This window comes from Colwellia polaris (genome assembly GCF_002104515.1).
Lineage (GTDB): Bacteria > Pseudomonadota > Gammaproteobacteria > Enterobacterales > Alteromonadaceae > Cognaticolwellia > Cognaticolwellia polaris.
This window is the reverse complement of record NZ_NBOE01000012.1, coordinates 1-17,152: the sequence shown is the minus strand read 5'-3', so window position 1 is coordinate 17,152 and position 17,152 is coordinate 1. Positions and strand designations below refer to the sequence as shown.

The 17,152-nt window shown below is 37.3% G+C and carries 11 protein-coding genes and 1 rRNA gene; 4 read left to right on the top strand and 8 right to left on the bottom strand.

Going from position 1 to position 17,152, the window contains the following annotated elements:
* The first annotated feature begins 41 nt into the window (after positions 1-41).
* The gene (locus B6A32_RS15700) at positions 42-584 is read left to right on the top strand and encodes a GNAT family N-acetyltransferase (protein ID WP_085305785.1); all 543 of its coding nucleotides are present in this window, start codon (positions 42-44) and stop codon (positions 582-584) included.
* A gap of 596 nt (positions 585-1,180) precedes the next feature.
* Here the strand turns inward: B6A32_RS15700 and fadA are convergent.
* Positions 1,181-2,344 carry an acetyl-CoA C-acyltransferase FadA gene (gene fadA, locus B6A32_RS15695; protein WP_085305783.1) on the bottom strand — a complete coding sequence of 388 codons (1,164 nt, stop codon included), beginning with the start codon at positions 2,342-2,344 and terminating at the stop codon, positions 1,181-1,183.
* 15 nt (positions 2,345-2,359) lie between these two features.
* Positions 2,360-4,522: a fatty acid oxidation complex subunit alpha FadB gene (fadB, locus tag B6A32_RS15690; RefSeq protein ID WP_085305781.1), complete on the bottom strand. Its 2,163-nt coding sequence runs from the start codon at positions 4,520-4,522 to the stop codon at positions 2,360-2,362.
* 401 nt (positions 4,523-4,923) lie between these two features.
* Here fadB and B6A32_RS15685 point away from each other — a divergent pair, with 401 nt between their 5' ends.
* Positions 4,924-6,780, top strand: coding sequence for a YfiR/HmsC family protein (locus B6A32_RS15685; protein WP_085305779.1), 1,857 nt, complete (start codon positions 4,924-4,926; stop codon positions 6,778-6,780).
* Positions 6,781-7,078: 298 nt separating this feature from the next.
* On the opposite strand, the gene B6A32_RS15680 is transcribed toward B6A32_RS15685, so the two are convergent.
* Complete coding sequence (locus B6A32_RS15680; RefSeq protein WP_085305777.1) at positions 7,079-7,363, bottom strand: MazG nucleotide pyrophosphohydrolase domain-containing protein; 285 nt, start codon at positions 7,361-7,363, stop codon at positions 7,079-7,081.
* A gap of 150 nt (positions 7,364-7,513) precedes the next feature.
* On the opposite strand from B6A32_RS15680, the gene B6A32_RS15675 reads away from it, so the two are divergent.
* On the top strand, positions 7,514-8,698 hold the full coding sequence (locus B6A32_RS15675) for an MFS transporter (RefSeq protein ID WP_085305775.1): 1,185 nt from the start codon (positions 7,514-7,516) through the stop codon (positions 8,696-8,698).
* A gap of 51 nt (positions 8,699-8,749) precedes the next feature.
* Here the strand turns inward: B6A32_RS15675 and B6A32_RS15670 are convergent, their stop codons facing one another.
* Positions 8,750-10,978, bottom strand: coding sequence for a bifunctional diguanylate cyclase/phosphodiesterase (locus tag B6A32_RS15670; RefSeq protein ID WP_085305773.1), 2,229 nt, complete (start codon positions 10,976-10,978; stop codon positions 8,750-8,752).
* A gap of 360 nt (positions 10,979-11,338) precedes the next feature.
* Here B6A32_RS15670 and B6A32_RS15665 point away from each other — a divergent pair, with 360 nt between their 5' ends.
* The gene (locus B6A32_RS15665) at positions 11,339-12,247 is read left to right on the top strand and encodes a TIGR03899 family protein (protein ID WP_085305771.1); all 909 of its coding nucleotides are present in this window, start codon (positions 11,339-11,341) and stop codon (positions 12,245-12,247) included.
* Between the two features lie 85 nt (positions 12,248-12,332).
* Here the strand turns inward: B6A32_RS15665 and B6A32_RS15660 are convergent, their stop codons facing one another.
* The 4 genes from B6A32_RS15660 to rrf all read right to left on the bottom strand — a co-directional run.
* Entirely contained in the window at positions 12,333-13,094 is a 762-nt protein-coding gene (locus B6A32_RS15660) for a phosphoadenylyl-sulfate reductase (RefSeq protein ID WP_085305769.1), read from the bottom strand.
* Complete coding sequence (gene cysI, locus B6A32_RS15655) at positions 13,087-14,829, bottom strand: assimilatory sulfite reductase (NADPH) hemoprotein subunit (protein ID WP_085305768.1); 1,743 nt, start codon at positions 14,827-14,829, stop codon at positions 13,087-13,089. Before cysI ends, B6A32_RS15660 begins: the two co-directional genes overlap by 8 nt.
* Positions 14,829-16,640: an assimilatory sulfite reductase (NADPH) flavoprotein subunit gene (locus tag B6A32_RS15650; RefSeq protein WP_085305767.1), complete on the bottom strand. Its 1,812-nt coding sequence runs from the start codon at positions 16,638-16,640 to the stop codon at positions 14,829-14,831. Before B6A32_RS15650 ends, cysI begins: the two co-directional genes overlap by 1 nt.
* 409 nt (positions 16,641-17,049) lie before the next feature.
* Positions 17,050-17,152: ribosomal RNA gene (rrf, locus tag B6A32_RS19660) — 5S ribosomal RNA — on the bottom strand; the annotation flags it as partial.

The window sequence follows — 17,152 nt, the reverse complement described above, 5'->3', positions numbered from 1 at the left end:
ATGATTAAGTTATTAAAAATCCTAAATAAAATAATTTAAATATGCATATTGAAAATTCAGCCAGACTTGCTTATCAACTTATTGATGTAAGCGATAGCGTGTTTCTTTTCCAGTTAGATCAAGATCCAGAAGTTATGCGCTATATTAATGGCGGTAAAATGACACCCCAGGAAGATATCAACACATTATTTATTCCAAGAATTAACGCCTATAAAAATATTGCTAAAGGCTGGGGTTTATGGAAAGTAAAAGTCATAGAAACGCAGCAAGATATTGGCTGGATTTTAGTGCGCCCAATGAATTTTTTCTCAGACCAACCTGTTTGGCATGATATAGAACTAGGATGGCGATTTATGCAATCGGCTTGGGGAAAAGGTTATGCTTCTGAGGCTGCAATTCATATTCAACAAGCACTTGCCAAGCAACCAGAAAATGAATGCTTTAGTGCTATTGCTGTAAAAGATAATCTAGCTTCAATTGCAGTAATGAAAAAAATGGGGATGCAATATATAAAATCCTATACACATTCTGATTCACAACTTGGCGATTTAGCTGTTGTGTTATACAGCATGCAAAACACCTAAAAATGATAACAAAGTAGTGTAATGAAGCACTACTTTATATTTTAAAGCTTATAAAACGTAGCCAACTCTCCATTTGGTATTGTGGAACCGCCTCTTGTGATGAAACTCCACCTAAGTCGCAATATAATGAATTGTGCTTTAGCGACCTGCTGCTTTTGGCTTATACCTGTTGGTATTAGTTAAAGCAACAACCATGATAGGCAAGTTAATTAAATAATGTCATTATTTTTAAATAACCGATTGACACATTAAATGATAATCATTATCATTTACTTATCTTCTTGGTCAACGTGGGCGCACTACTACTTAGACTAATGTTGATAAAAGTGTGGAGCTTAGTTGTTATGAATTAGGACGTGTTTCAACTAAGCGACATACTTAACCAAATAAATAACTTGATAGCGTTATTTAAATTAAAAAGCCAACTATTCTCCAGTAGTTGGCTTTTTTGCCTCTTAACGCCTCATGTAACACTGTATATAGACATTTCAAGACAAAATCACGAGAGAAACAAAAAAGCCCAACAAACGTTGGGCTTTAAATAATTCAACTAGAAAAGTTAATTAAATTTTCTCATCAAAAGTGATAAGTAATAATTACACTCTTTCAAATACAGTAGCGATACCTTGGCCTAAACCAATACACATAGTGGCTAAACCAATGTTAACGTCTTGCGCTTCCATTAAGTTTATCAAGGTACCTGAAATACGTGTACCCGAACAACCTAGCGGATGACCTAGTGCAATAGCACCACCGTTAAGGTTAATCATGTCATCCATTTTGTCTTCTAAACCTAATGAACGTACACATGACAACGCTTGTGCAGCAAATGCTTCGTTAAATTCAGCTAATTCGATATCAGCTAACGTTAAACCGGCACGTTGTAGTGCTTTCTTGGTTGCTGGCACTGGACCAAAGCCCATAGTTGATGGATCGCAACCTGCGATAGCCATACCACGAATTTTAACACGCGGTGTTAAGCCCATCGCTTTAGCACGTTCAGCTGACATCACTAACATTGCTGAAGCGCCATCAGAAAGTGCAGAAGAAGTACCGGCTGTTACCGTACCATTTACCGGATCGAATACTGGGCGTAAACCTGACAAGCTTTCAACCGTAGTTTCAGGACGAATAACTTCGTCATGCTCGATAAGTGTTAACGCGCCCATCGCATCGTGTCCAAGTGTTGGTACAATTTCGTTAGCCCAACGGCCTTCAAGCGTGGCTTGATGAGCTCGTTGATGAGAACGCGCGCCAAAAGCGTCTTGTTCAGCACGAGTAATACCGTGTTGCATACCTAATAACTCAGCGGTTAAGCCCATGTTACCAGCAGCACGTGAAATATGTTTACTCAATGCAGGGTCAAAATCTACATCGTACATCATAGGTACATGACCCATGTGTTCAACACCACCCACCATAAACACATCACCTTGACCAGCCATGATATTAGTTGTGGCGTCGTGTAGTGCTTGCATTGATGAACCACATAAGCGGTTTACGGTTACAGCACCAGTAGACTTTGGAATATCTGTTAATAGCTGCGCATTACGAGCAATGTTGAAACCTTGCTCTTTAGTTTGCTTAACGTTGCCCCAGATAATATCTTCAATTAATGCTGGATCTAAGTTAGGGTTTCTAACTAATAATTGTTGCATTAAATGTGCTGATAATGTTTCAGCACGAACATTACGAAATACACCGGCTTTTGAGCGCCCCATTGGGGTACGGATGCAATCGACAATAACGACTTCTTTCATGATTTTCTCCTTCGCCTAAGCTGTTTTTACGTCTGTAGTGAAATATGATTGGCCTGCTTTAGCCATTGCGCGCATACCATCAGTAACTTGGTATATCTCGCCTAAGTGTGCGTATTTATCTGCCATTGCTATAAAGTTATCTAAACCTAAGGTTTCTAAATAACGAATTGGACCTCCTCTAAATGGCGGAAAACCTAAACCGTAAATTAAGCCCATGTCAGCTTCAGCTGCAGTATCAACTACACCTTCTTCTAAACAACGCACCACTTCATTAACCATAGGGATCATCAAGCGAGCGATAGTTTCGTCTTGAGTGAAGTCTTTTTTATCTACGCCTGCAAATAAGTCATAAGCCGCTTGTGCTGCAACTTTCGTTGGACGACCGCGCTTATCTTTACCGTAATCGTAGAAGCCTTTACCGTTTTTCTGGCCTAAACGTTTTTCGTTATATAAAGCACTTACTGGGTCATTATCAATTTTAGTCATACGTGTTGGGAAACCAGCAGACATAACGCCCGTACAGTGATCAGCCGTATCAATACCCACAACATCAAGTAAGTATGCAGGGCCCATTGGCCAACCAAATTGTTTTTCCATTACTTTATCAACAGCAACAAAATCAGCACCTTCAAGTACTAATTGGCTAAAGCCGGCAAAGTAAGGGAATAAAACACGGTTGATATAAAAACCAGGACAGTCGTTAACTACGATAGGTGATTTACCCATTTTAGCTGCGTAAGCAACTACAGCCGCAACGGTTTCATCTGAAGTTTCTTTACCACGTATAACTTCAACTAGTGGCATTTTGTTTACTGGGTTGAAGAAATGCATGCCACAAAATTTGTCTTTGCGTTTTACACTTGTCGCGAGTAAATCAATTGAAATAGTTGAAGTGTTTGAAGTCACAATAGCGTCTTCGCCGACATAACCTTCAACTTCAGCTAAAACCATGGCTTTCACTTTTGGATTTTCTACTACGGCTTCAACAACAATATCAACATCTTTCACGCTGTCATAGCTTAATGAAGGTGTAATATTATTTAGCACGCCTGCCATTTTTTTAGCATTCATACGGCCGCGTTCAACTTGCTTACTTAAAATGCCGGCAGCTGTTGTTAAACCTAAATCAAGCGCTTGGTCATTAATATCTTTCATGATAATTGGTGTGCCTTTATAGGCTGACTGGTAAGCAATACCACCGCCCATAATACCGGCACCCAACACAGCTGCTTTATTAACTGCTTTTGTTGCTTGTTTGCTGGCTTTTTTCGCCTTACCTTTTACTACTTGGTCTGCCATAAACAGGCCAATTTGTGCTGTAGCTGCGTCAGTTTTTGCTAATTTAGCAAAACCTGCATTTTCTAATGCCATTGCGCCAGCACGGTCTAAACCAGCAGCTGCTTCAATGGTTTTAACCATCACCATAGGCGCTGGGTAATGTTTACCGGCTTTTGCGGCGATCATACCTTTACAGGTGTTGAAGGTCATAATAGCTTCTACTGGAGAAAGCTTTAATGCTTCTAGCTTAGGCTGACGTTTAGCACGCCAATCTAATTTGCCTGCAATCGCTTGATTTAACATTTTTAATGCCGCTTCACGTAAATGCTCTGGCGCTACTACTGCATCAATTAAGCCTACAGCCATTGCTTGCTCAGCTTTAAAAGCTTTACCTGTCGACATCCACTCAACAGCATTATCAGCACCAATAACACGTGGTAAACGCACGGTGCCACCAAAACCAGGTATTAAACCCAATTTTACTTCGGGTAAACCGATTGAACATGTTGTATCAGCAATACGGTAGTCACAAGCTAAGCTCATTTCACAACCACCACCTAACGCAAAGCCATTAATAGCAACAATAGTAGGTAAATTTATATCTTCAAATGAGTCAAAAACGTCAGAACCTTGTTTTATCCAAGGCATTAATTCAGCTTCTGGCTTTTTAAATATTTCTAAAAACTCGGTGATATCAGCACCAACGATGAAAGAAGACTTACCAGAAGTAACAAGTACTCCTTTTGCTTCACTGCAATTATTAATCGCATCAACTACAGCGATATATTCTTTAAACGTTGCCTGATCAAACTTGTTAACTGAGCCTTGTGCATCGAATTTAAATTCGACAATGCCATCATCTAACAACTTGGCAGAAAGGCTTTTGCCTTGAAATAACATGCCTACTCTCCTGACTTTTGTGGGTCTATCAATGGTAATACGTAATCATAGACTACTACCGAGCGTGTGAATATTTAGCTTACACCTTAAATTTAATTAAGGAGTAAAAGAAATAAAGTGCCCTGAGTTTGCCTTGAAAAATGCTTGAAAGCAAACTTTTTTAAACAAGCGTTTTAATTAAGTGTATTAATATTGATTTCAGCTTAAAATAATAAAAATGATAATTACCTTAATAAATTTTTATGCCCTCGATTTGTTTGTATCTCCTGTTTTTAATGAGTCCAAGGTATGTTCTGAATCGAACTAACCTCCCCTGTAGTTAACTTATTAATAAGCTTATTGATTTAAGATAAATTCAACGTACTATATAGTCATAATAATAATATTTAGTAAGGGATGTTATGAAAGCGATGTTTGTACGATTAAAATCAAGTTTTATGTTATTTATTTTTAGCATGGGCCTAATTATAGGAGGGCAAACTCTGGCACAAGCTGAAACGATAGAAGATGAAAAAGCTATTTTAATTAGTAAGTTAGCAAAGTACGTTGGTTGGCCTGCTAAAGCTGAACAACGTAATTTTGTTATCGGTGTCTACAAAGATGAAGAGAAATATGAATATTTCACTAACTTTTTTGAAAATAAAGGCGTTAAAGGTAAAGACATTTCCGTACGTGCAGTAAGCACGCTTAGTGATGCCAAAAACGTGCATATTTTATATGTATCATCACCGAATCAAAAAAGATCATTAAACTTAATAGAGAGACTTATTGGTGATTCCCCCGTTCTACTTATCACCGAAGACTCTATCAATCTGCCTTTGACTATGGTTGATATTTCACTTGACAAAGAAGAGTCTAAAATTGATTTTAAAGTTGTTGAAGCCAATATTCTTGATGCTAAATTAACAATGCCTGATTTATCATATTTGGCAGATAACAAAGAGAGTGGTGAAGTACTTTCAGTCAGTCCTACTTTTGCACTAAAAAGTCAAAGAGCAAAAGAATTATCATCACTTAAAAGTAAAATAGAGCGCCAAGAATCGACATTAAGCGAACTTAATAAAACTTTAACTTTAAGTAAAGAAAGCTCCCAAAAATATTACATTGCTTTACAACAGAAGGAAGAACGCTTAGAAGCAGTCCAACAAGACAACGCTAAAAAAAGTGAAAAAATTAAGTCTATAGATGAAAAATTAAAGCGTTTAGAAACTCAATTTAATGAGCAAAAAGAACTATTAGAACAAAATCAGCAAGTTTCAGCGACTGAAGTTGATGGCAATAATGAAGAAACCGATACGCCACCCATTGAACTATCCACTGAGCTAAATGATGAGCTTCAAGTACAAAATGAAGCGCTTGAAAAGCAAAATCAAGCACTTAAAAAACAAAATAAAATACAAAACAGTAGCGTTATAGCCTTAACTAAAGCAGTTGAGGAAAGTAAAGGCCAAACAAGCTTTAAAATGCTGTTTTATGTTTTCCTTATCATTGCCATTATTGCTTTAATCGCGGCATATATGATGTGGAAAAAAGCTAAAGATTCAGCGTCGCAAGCTACTGTACCTTCAAAAAATGAAGACAGTCAATTGTTAGTAGCAAGAGAAGAACAGTTAATCAAATCAGAAAATTTTGCCGCAATAGGATATATCGCTTCTGATATTACCTACGCTGTAGGTTTATCTTTAGATGATTTACAAGCTAAACTTGAGACTGCAGGCGATACTAACAATACAGAAACGCTTAAACCCATTGTGACCTTACTAACGAATTTTAATTTAATTGCAGCAGACCAAGATGACACTAGCCCTCAAAGCTTTGATGTTATCGCTTACATCCAAAAAATGATGATGCTTTATGAATTTGAATTTAGCCAAAGTGACATTGTTTATAATTATTCGGGTGAGAAAGCGCTAAACATCAAATCAGTACCGAGTTATATCGCACTGATATTGTTGAATATAGTTAATAACTCTTTAAAGCACGGTTTTAATAACAATGGTAATGGCAAAATAGCGCTAAAAGTTGAAAAAGGGCTTAAAGGCGGCGCTAGAATAACTTATTCTGATGATGGTAAAGGAATGAATAAAGCAACATTAGAGCAAGTATTTACCCCTTTCTTTACCACTCAAAGTAGCCGTGGATACGTCGGTATTGGTATGAGTACAACATATAACTTAGTTAAGAATAAATTAGCTGCTGATATTAAAATAGATAGCCAAGAGGGTAAAGGAACAACCGTTACTATTACCTTACCTTAAGCCCTCTAAACTAAGCTTCGCTATTGAGTTTAGTATGACAAAGTCGAGTAATTGGTGCGCTAACATACCTTTACTCGATTTATGGTAGGACGTTTTAATTGCTGTGTCAGCTTAAATGCCCTTGTAACAATATCTACGTAAGTCCCACTGTGAAATATAGCCCGAAATGAGGCCTTAGAATTTATTCATAACTCGAAAACGTGTGAGCCTGCAACAGACTCCTTGCACGTTTTTATTTTAAATTTGATATAACCTAAGCAGTTACATAAATCGGTTACAATCACCTGCCAGCGAGTAATTACTTAATACGTCCGCGGGTCCCTCTTTGCTCATTTTTTTTCATTTTATTCAATAATTCTTGCTCTATATTTATGCCGTGCCAATGTGCAATATCTAACACGCGTAAGACAATATCGGCAAGCTCTTCAGCAAAGTCGTGAGTTGGTTCTTCACCACGACATTCATTAATTGCCTCTCCTACTTCAGAAGCCACCAAAGCTAGTGCTTCTAGGGTAGTTTTATTATGCCACCCCATACGTTCGACCCATTCATAGTTGAGTTCTGCTATCTTGTTAATGTTCATTAATGCCTCAATAGTAACTTTGTTCCAATTGGTTTTATGTGGATTTTAAAAACAGAATTAACATGCTTTTATATGCAGCTTTCATTATGTATTTCCTACGTAATTAACTTACAATAACCTGCCCATCAACACTATAAAACTGAAATTAACATGCCGACAAGTACAAAATTACGCTCGCCAGAGAATTTACTATTAGCGATGGCATTTATTATGCCTCTAGTCTTTTCTGTTTGGATGGCAATGTTAAATAATTTTGTTATTGAGCGGGCGAACTTTACCGGTATAGAAATAGGTATACTGCAAAGTTTAAGGGAAATACCTGGGTTTCTTGCCTTTACTGCTATTTATGTTTTATTACTAATTAAAGAGCAAAGATTAGCTTTACTTTCACTCGGCCTAACGAGCCTAGGCGTTGCAGCTACAGGCTTTTTCCCATCGATTGTCGGTTTATACCTTACTACAATTATTATGTCAGTTGGCTTTCATTATTTTGAAACGGTTAATCAATCACTTACGTTACAGTGGATCAAAAAAGAGAATACCGCACACTTTTTAGGCCGAGCTTTATCTGTAAAATCTATAGCTTCCTTACTTGCTTTTGGCAGCATATGGATATTAATGGAGCAGTTTTCATGGGGTTATAAAGCAACTTATTTATTGTTCGGTGGTATTGCTTTAGTTTTTACTATCGCGTTGGCCATATCATTTCCATCTTTTGCTGCGCCTGTTGAGCAATCGCGTCGTTTAATTTTGCGAAAACGATACCTTCTCTATTATGCATTAACTTTCTTTAGTGGTGCTCGCAGACAAATTTTTGTCGTATTTGCAGGTTTTCTAATGGTAGAAAAATTTAATTATAGCGTGGCAGATGTTAGTGCACTGTTTATGATTAATTATGTCTTTAATTGGTTGTTTGCTGCAAAAATTGGCAAGTTTATTGGTCAAGTTAGTGAGCGCTATGTTCTCAGGTTTGAATATATTGGATTAACAATTTTATTTGTGCTTTATGGTGTGGTTGATAACGCAGACCTTGCGGCCATTTTATACGTAGTTGACCACTTATTTTTCGCACTCGCCATTGCCATAAAAACTTACTTTCAAAAAATAGCGTTACCAGAAGATATAGCTGCAAGTGCCGGTGTTAGTTTTACCATTAACCATATTGCAGCAGTTGTTATTCCTGCGTTATTGGGCATGGTTTGGTTGGTAAACGCGTCATGGGTATTTTATATTGGAGCAGGTTTTGCTTGTTGCTCGTTATTGTTGACCTTTTTTATGCCTTTAGTGCCAAAGCTAAATGTTGAGTTTCGTAGAAAAGAAAAAGCACTTGTCTAGCAAGTGCTTTAAAAATAGAGTTTAAGAACAGTATAACGCAGACAATTAAACCTACTCTCTATTTACTTTCTCTAAAAAGCTGAAGAACTCATCTGCTGGCATAGGTTTCGCATAATGGAAGCCTTGAACTTCATCACAGCCTAGCCTTTTCAATTCTACTTCTTGCTCTAACGTTTCTATGCCTTCAGCGACTACGTTTAAACTCATTTGCTTACCAAGATTAATAATAGTATCGGCAATTATTGAGCCTCCTGGCATCACAATATCACTAACGAAAGCTCTATCGACCTTTAAACGATCTAGAGGGAGCTTTTGTAAGTAGCTCAAAGAAGAAAAACCTGTACCAAAGTCATCAAGCGCAATACTAATACCTTGTGCCTTTAATTTAATTAAAGCATCAATTATAACTTGAGGTTCATCCATCAATACATTTTCAGTAATTTCTAACTCTAGTTTACTGGTATCTACTTGATTAAGTTTTGCTATTTCTATTACTGTATCAACAAAATTATCACGCTTAAATTGCGGGATAGAAACATTAACCGAAATGCTGACATCATTAAACTTGCTGGCTGCTAGTTTTTTAAGTTGTTGGCACGCTTGCTCAACAACCCAATTACCAATTTCAATAATTAAACCTGAATATTCGGCTAATGGAATAAATACAGCAGGTGAAATAAACTTACCTTCTGCTGTTTTCCAGCGTAAAAGTGCTTCTGCCCCAATAACTTTTCCAGAAGCCAAACTTAATTGTGGCTGATAATAAAGCTCTAAACGATTATCCGCAAAATCAGTACGTAATTGCCTGATCATCCCTAAGCGCCACAGTGTTTTATCTTCCATCTCTTGGTGATAATAAACATAAGGTTCATGTAATGATTTTTTGGCTAAATTAAGCGCAATATTTATTTGATTAAGTACTTTAACACCGCGAGAGCCCGCTGAATTTTTTGCACAAAATCCAAAACAAGCATTAATCAATAAGTTTTGCTCACCAACTGAAAAAGGTTGGCTAAACAGCGCAGTCAATGCTTCTGGGTTCACCCATTCTTTAGGGCCAATAATACCAAAAACATCGGCTCCAATTCTGGCCAAATGATTTTTTTCGCTCAAAGTACGAATGCGAGCTGATACCGCCATTAATAGCTGGTTACCAATATCTTGCCCTAGACCGTCATTAATATCGCTAAAGTGATTAATATCTATGAGTGCAGTGACGAGTTCATCGTTATCACTTTGACAAAAATCATCAAGCAAATTTACAAAGTCTAAACGATTAGGTAAGTCTGTTAACCAATCTTTATAAGCCGCGTTACGCAGTTTTTGAAAAAGATGAACATTTTCATAACCTGTAGCTATATTAGTTAAAAAGACTTCAATAAGTTGAACTTCTATTGTTGTTAAGGCTTTATTTAACGCCAAGTGAATAACGGCTCTAAAGCCTCCACTTGAGAAGTAAAATGTTGCAGACTCAGAGTCGAAAAAATGCTTTTTCTGTTGAAAACAACGGGAAATTTGGCGATTAGCATCTTTATCTTCTAAAGTAGATAATTTTGTGTTTATAGCTGCTTCAGACAAGCCAGATTGCCCTAAAATGTACAAACTTAAATCGTCAGCACCATTAATGATACCTTGCCCTCGCGAGCAAAAAACACTGCTGTTACTATCAACTAACATGTTAAATTCAGCTAAAACACCACTAGCGTAACCATGAACAGTATGTTGCCCAAGTAAAGTACCAGCAGCACCAATAATTCTTTCCAAACCTTGTCTATTTTTAGTAACCGACTCGATTTGCTGGTATGAACGAATAGCAGCATAAATTGTAGTTACCAATTTGCGGCGGGTTAATTCTGTTTTAGTTTTGTAGTCATTTATATCGTAGTCTTTTATAACACTTTCTTCAGGTGCATAACCTGGTTGTCCGGTGCGTAATACAATACGAATATCATCACGTTTTAATTGCTCACGTATATGCTTAACAACAACAAGACCTGCATCGTCGCTTTCCATAACAACATCGAGTAAAACCAAGACAATATCGTTGTGTTCTTCAATTAGTTTACAAGCGTCTTGGCCTGAGTAAGCGTGTATATATTCTAAGTGGCGACCTAAAACGACAAGATCTGATAAGGCAAGCTGAGTTACTGAATGGATTTCAGGATCATCATCTACAATTAACACTTTCCATGTATCTGTTATAGCGGGATCAAATATTTCATCTTCATCGCTATCATCGATAAACAAAAAATCGTCGTTGGTATTTTCGGAAACTTGCATATCATCCTCAATGCACTAGTAAACAACAACTAGCTGAATTTTTGAACATCGGTCTCATTATAAATTGTCACCGTATAATAAGTATATAATAAATTTAGGGTTAAGATTATTCAATAATTCATTTTAGTTTTAATAATATTATCATTTACATGCAGTATAGATACTAAATCATTCAAAAACACATCAATTAACATACAATAAAACTTAAATGCTTATAAATTAAAGATAATATTTTAGCGTTTGTAAAGTATTATGAAAATTTAAATCTAGTAGGAATCATTAATTTTTACACTATGATTAATTTGTCGGCGATGTTATGTTGGTTCGATAACAAATTTTTAGTTTTCAAGGGGCCATTTAGTGTCTAATTCAGCAGATGAAAATAAAATAATTGAGCATGCTAGCGAGCAAAATAACTCCGTTATTTTAGAGCACGATGGTAAGGCTACCGCGCATAAAAATTCTACTTCAACCGCAAATGCTTCTTCACAAAAACAAATTTTACTTTTAGCTAAAAAATTCTCACTTAATGCTGCATTTCTGCCTGAAATTAAACAAGCTCCGATAGAAGATAGAGCTTTAAAACGTAAAAAAATTGATGAATTACGTAAACAACAAAACATGGAAGCTATAGTTTTGCGCGCTATTCAATATTGTTCTGATGAAAATATTACAGATAGAGCCGACCAAGATTGGTTTAGTTCTTTTATTACATTAGCCGAAGGCATTAGCAATAAAAGTATGCAAGAATTATGGGCGAAAATTTTAGCAGGTGAAGTATCCCAACCTGGCTCTTTTTCCCTCAAAACATTACAAACATTTCGAACGATGAGCATAACAGAAGCTAAATTACTGGCAAAAGCTTGCAGTTTAGCTATGTCGGATACGCGTAAAAAAAATATCCGTGTTATTAGTGGCGCATATCAAATTCCTAAGCTGTTTAACTTTTTTAATAAACAGCGACAACAACAAGTAGATCTGAATCAGGTTGGACTCAGTTACGCAGATATTTTAACCTTAGCCGACAACCATTTAATGTTTGAACAAGAAACAGAAAGCCACCCTTTAGCTAATGGTGAAAAAATTCAGTTCAACTTTAATGGTAAAACGGTAAGCTTTGTTGCGAAGAAAGCCGATTGCATTTTAACATTTTACAAATTCACGCCAATTGGTACTGAACTCGCACATTTGATTAACGACAATATAAATGAAACTTATCTGTCGAACTTAAAAACAGGACTTTCAGAAAATTTTTCTATTAGCAGCTAAATTGATGTGAATATTAATGGCGAAATATGATCTACAAGAATTTTTAAACAAAAAAATGCGACTAGCGCATTTTTTATTATCTAAACTAAATACCATCACCATCAGTATGTAAACCACATTCTCTTTGCATACCTGAAAAGCGTGTATCACTTTCATCCATACCTGCCGATAATGGGCGCGTACTATGTACATCGCCAACAGATACATAGCCTTCATCCCATAATGGGTGATAAGGCAAATTATGTTTAGTTAAATATTGGTGAACATCTTTATTTGTCCAATCAATAATCGGGTGTACTTTAAATCGCCCACGTAAAATACTAACGACTGACAAACCTTCACGGTGGCTTGATTGCTGCCTGCGTACACCTGAGAACCATGTACCCGCTTGTAGTTCACTTAAACCACGCTCTAATGGCTCAACTTTATTACGACGGTTATAAGCTTTTAAAGAAGTCTCGTCTTTCGACCACTCTTCACCATATTTTGCTTGTTGCCATGCCGCACTTTCTTTAGCGCTATAAACTTGTAAATTTAGGTCCAATCGCTCAGTCATTTGTTCAATAAACTGATAAGTTTCAGGAAACAAATGTCCTGTATCAGTTATCAATACCGGAATATTAGGATCAATTTGCGTTAGCATATGTAGCATCACCGCAGATTGAATACCAAAACTAGACGATAGTACAAATTGCGATGGTAAATTTTCCATCGCCCATTCTGCACGTTGAGTAGCCGACTGTTTTTCTAACAATTCATTCCACTGCTTTAACCAAGGCTCTGGTAACGATGCAGGGAATTTATTGTTTATTACGGGCGGTTTACTCGCTTGAATAATATTAGTCATGAAAATCTCGCTTGCTGACTATTACCTCTTTAATAATACCAGCTCTAATAACAAAATCGCCAAACGCTTCAGCTGTGTTTCTTTCTGCAACCCAGCGGGCAACTAAACTGTCGATTTCATCTAAAATATCTTCCTCGTTGAGGTTCTCTTTATACATTTTAGGAATACGCGTACCTGCGATATTGCCACCTAAATGCATGTTGTATTTGCTTGGACCTTTACCAACTAAGCCAATTTCAGCCAACATTGCGCGACCACAACCATTTGGACAACCTGTAACACGCAAAATAATACTTTCGTCTGCTACATTGTGCTTAGCTAATATCGTTTCTACATTGCTAACTAATCCAGGTAAATAACGCTCGGCTTCAGCCATTGCAAGTGGACAGGTAGGAAATGCTACACAAGCCATTGAGTTTTTACGTTGAACAGATACATCATCAGCCATTAAGCCATGAGCGCGCGCTAATCTTTCAATCTCAACTTTATCTTCTTTAGCAACACCCGCAATAATTAAATTCTGGTTTGCCGTCATACGAAAGTCACCTTTATGTATTTTAGCAATTTCAGCAACACCAGTTTTTAACGGCAAGTTTGGCTTATCAAGTAAGCGACCATTTTCAATAAATAATGCTAAGTGGTGCTTACCATCAAACCCTTCAGTCCAACCGATACGATCACCACGACTGGTAAACTCATAAGGGCGACTTTCGGCAAAAGTAATACCTGCACGTTGTTCAACTTCAGCTTTAAACGTGTCGACACCTACACGATCTAAGGTATATTTTGTTTTCGCATTTTTACGATTAACACGATTACCCCAGTCACGTTGGGTCGTAACAACAGCAGCAGCAACATCAAGTGTTTTATCTAACGCAACAAAGCCAAAATCATCCGCTTTACGCGGATAAGTAGATTTATCGCCATGGGTCATGGCTAAGCCACCACCTACTAATACATTAAAGCCAACCAGCTTTCCTGCTTCGGCAATCGCGATAAAGTTTAAGTCGTTTGCATGTACGTCAACATCATTTTGCGGTGGAATAACAACGGTTGTTTTAAATTTACGTGGTAAATAATTTGATCCTAAAATTGGCTCAACTTCACCAGTTTCTGTACCACCTTCAACTTTCTCACCATCTAACCAAATTTCTGCATAAGCACGTGTTTTAGGTAATAAGTGTTCACTAATTTTTTTAGCCCACTCATACGCTTCTTGATGCAACTCTGATTCAACGGGGTTAGTTGTACAAAGCACATTACGGTTTACATCACCGGCTGTTGCAATAGAGTCGATACCATATTCATTTAATGTTTGATGCATTAATTTAATATTAGGCTTTAGTACGCCATGAAACTGAAAAGTTTGACGCGTAGTGATACGGATACTGCCGTAACTAGTTTTATCACGAGAAAACTTATCGATTGCTAACCACTGCGTTGGTGTAATAATACCGCCAGGCATACGAGCACGAAGCATTACATTATGTAATGGCTCAAGCTTTTGTTTAGCACGTTCGTTACGAATATCACGATCATCTTGCTGATACATACCATGCGTTCTGATTAGCTGAAAGTTATCAGCGGTAAAACCACCGGTAACGTCATCTTTCAGATCTTCTGCAATAGTGCCACGTAAGTAGTTACTTTCTGCTTTTAATCTTTCATTATCAGCATGCTTACCTTCGACAATTAAAGGGCCATTTGCCTGATCTTTATTGGTTAAGTCAGTCATTAGTATACATCCTTCTGGTAACGCTTAGCGTTACGTAAATCTTTTAAGTATTCAGTTGCTTGTTCTTCAGATAATTGGCCTTTGGTCGCTATAATCGATAACAACGCTGCTTCAACATCTTTCGCCATACGGCTCATATCGCCACACACATAAATATGTGCGCCACGCTCTAGCCAAGCAAATATTTCATCCGCATTTTCTAACAATCTATCTTGAACATAAATTTTTTCAGCTTGATCACGAGAAAAAGCTAAATCAATCTTGGTCAGTAATCCCGACTTCAAATATCCTTGCCACTCAACTTGATAAAGAAAATCTTGTGTGAATGTTTGATCACCAAAAAACAACCAATTATCACCGCTAGCTTCAGTCGCTTCACGCTCCTGCATAAAGGCTCTAAAAGGTGCAACACCAGTACCAGGCCCGATCATAATTACTGGCGTTTCACTGTTTGCAGGTAAACGGAAATTATCATTATGTTCAACAAACACTTTAACTTCACCACCTTCATCTATTCCGTTGGCTAAGAATCCAGATGCACCGCCTTGACGGTTAGCATCACCAGCTTGATACTGGACAAGGCCGACAGTTAAATGTACCTCTTCCTCCACCTCACTTTGAGATGAAGCAATAGAGTAAAGTCTAGGCGTTATTTTTCTTAGCGCTTCAATAAAGTCTTGTGCACTTACTTTCGTTTCATTTGCTAACGGTGCAGACTTAACTACATCTACAACTTGATGATTTGCTGCATAATCACGTAGCGCCGCTTTATCTTTAAGTAAAGCTAATAAATTAGCTGCTTGTGATTTATTTGCCCAAAATTCAATAAATTGAATTGACGTTTGTGTGATCTCAAACTTGGTTTTTAATGCCTCAACAAGAGTTATACTGTCATCTGCTACTTTAATCTGTTCTTGATCATCGAATCCAAGCTCTGTAATAAGTTCACCTACAAGAGCAGTAGAGTTTTCAAACCAAACACCTAATGCATCACCAGCCTGATACGTTAAACCTGATTCACCTAAATCAATTTCAATGTGTCGAACGTCTTTAGCTGAATCTCTACCGGTAATTTTCTGGCTAACTAGCAACTCTGCAGAGTAAGGGCTTTGTTTGGTATATAAGTCTTCAGCCGTTGAAGCATTAGATAACGCGACAACATTGTTAGTAGTAGTCTCGCTAGCCAACAGATCTTTAGCTTGTTTAATCACAGTATCAGACCAAGCCTTTGCATCAGCTTCGTAATCAACATCGCAATCAACACGTGCTGTAATTCTTTTCGCGCCTAGCTTTTCAAGATTAAGATCAAAATCTTTACCAGTTTGGCAGTAGAATTCATAGCTAGTGTCGCCTAAAGCCAGAACACTGTATTGCAAGTGCTCTAATTTCGGTGCTTTTTTAGAAGCTAAAAACTCATGCAATGCAATAGCATCGTCAGGCGCTTCGCCTTCACCATTTGTACTTGCAACAATAAGCAAGTGCGTAATATTTTTAATTGCTTTAGGTTTTATTTCACCCATGCTTTTTAATTCTACGGTTAAGCCTTCAGCTGTTGCTTGGGCTGCTAAATTTTTAGCAACACCCTTAGCATTACCCGTTTGCGAACCGTACAAGATGGTTAACGTAGGTGCCGGTTCGCTGGAAACAGCTACTTGAGCAACACCACTTTCAGGGTTTTCAGCTTTTGCAGCTAAATAACCACTAGCCCACGCTAACTGAAGCGGAGACAGATCATTAATGCTTTGCTTTAAAGAAGCCAATTGATTGGTATCTAGCATGGTTTGGTTTAATTTTTTTTGTTCCGGCAACATTCGAATATACGCCCATTACTAATTTATAGAGATAGAATAAGCTTATTTTAGCGGAAAGAAAAAGAATAGAAACGGCTTTTTTATACAAAAATAGAATATAGGGATTTTAGCGGATCCATAAAAGATTTTTAAAGCTAAGTTTACAGCTTATTTTCTTAACTAAGTTGAATTTACGAGAAGCTATCAGGTAGAAGGGAAGCTGTAAGTTTTAAGCTGTCAGCTTTCAGTAAAAATCTTTTAGTAACTGCAGTCAAAGCTGTAAGTTCTAAACTGTCAGCTTTCAGTAAAAATCTTTTAGTAACTTTAGTCTTGAAACTGACAGCTGACAGCTCAAAACTGATAGCTATCTTTTGCGGATTTTAGACAGCAAAAAGCCCGTCACTTACGTAACGGGCTCTTCTCAATAGAAGCCTAGCAATGTCCTACTCTCACATAAAAGAGAAGAACACCCACACGCTCTTTACCACCGGCGCTAACACGTTTCACTTCTAAGTTCGGAATGGGATCAGATG

Bases quoted from the DNA above. Each gene is read 5' to 3' on its own strand.
- B6A32_RS15670 (WP_085305773.1), bottom strand. From the start codon at position 10,978: ATGCAAGTTTCCGAAAATACCAACGACGATTTTTTGTTTATCGATGAT.
- B6A32_RS15700 (WP_085305785.1), top strand. From the start codon at position 42: ATGCATATTGAAAATTCAGCCAGACTTGCTTATCAACTTATTGATGTA.
- fadB (WP_085305781.1), bottom strand. From the start codon at position 4,522: ATGTTATTTCAAGGCAAAAGCCTTTCTGCCAAGTTGTTAGATGATGGC.
- B6A32_RS15660 (WP_085305769.1), bottom strand. From the start codon at position 13,094: ATGACTAATATTATTCAAGCGAGTAAACCGCCCGTAATAAACAATAAA.
- B6A32_RS15680 (WP_085305777.1), bottom strand. From the start codon at position 7,363: ATGAACATTAACAAGATAGCAGAACTCAACTATGAATGGGTCGAACGT.
- fadA (WP_085305783.1), bottom strand. From the start codon at position 2,344: ATGAAAGAAGTCGTTATTGTCGATTGCATCCGTACCCCAATGGGGCGC.
- B6A32_RS15675 (WP_085305775.1), top strand. From the start codon at position 7,514: ATGCCGACAAGTACAAAATTACGCTCGCCAGAGAATTTACTATTAGCG.
- cysI (WP_085305768.1), bottom strand. From the start codon at position 14,829: ATGACTGACTTAACCAATAAAGATCAGGCAAATGGCCCTTTAATTGTC.
- B6A32_RS15650 (WP_085305767.1), bottom strand. From the start codon at position 16,640: ATGTTGCCGGAACAAAAAAAATTAAACCAAACCATGCTAGATACCAAT.
- B6A32_RS15685 (WP_085305779.1), top strand. From the start codon at position 4,924: ATGAAAGCGATGTTTGTACGATTAAAATCAAGTTTTATGTTATTTATT.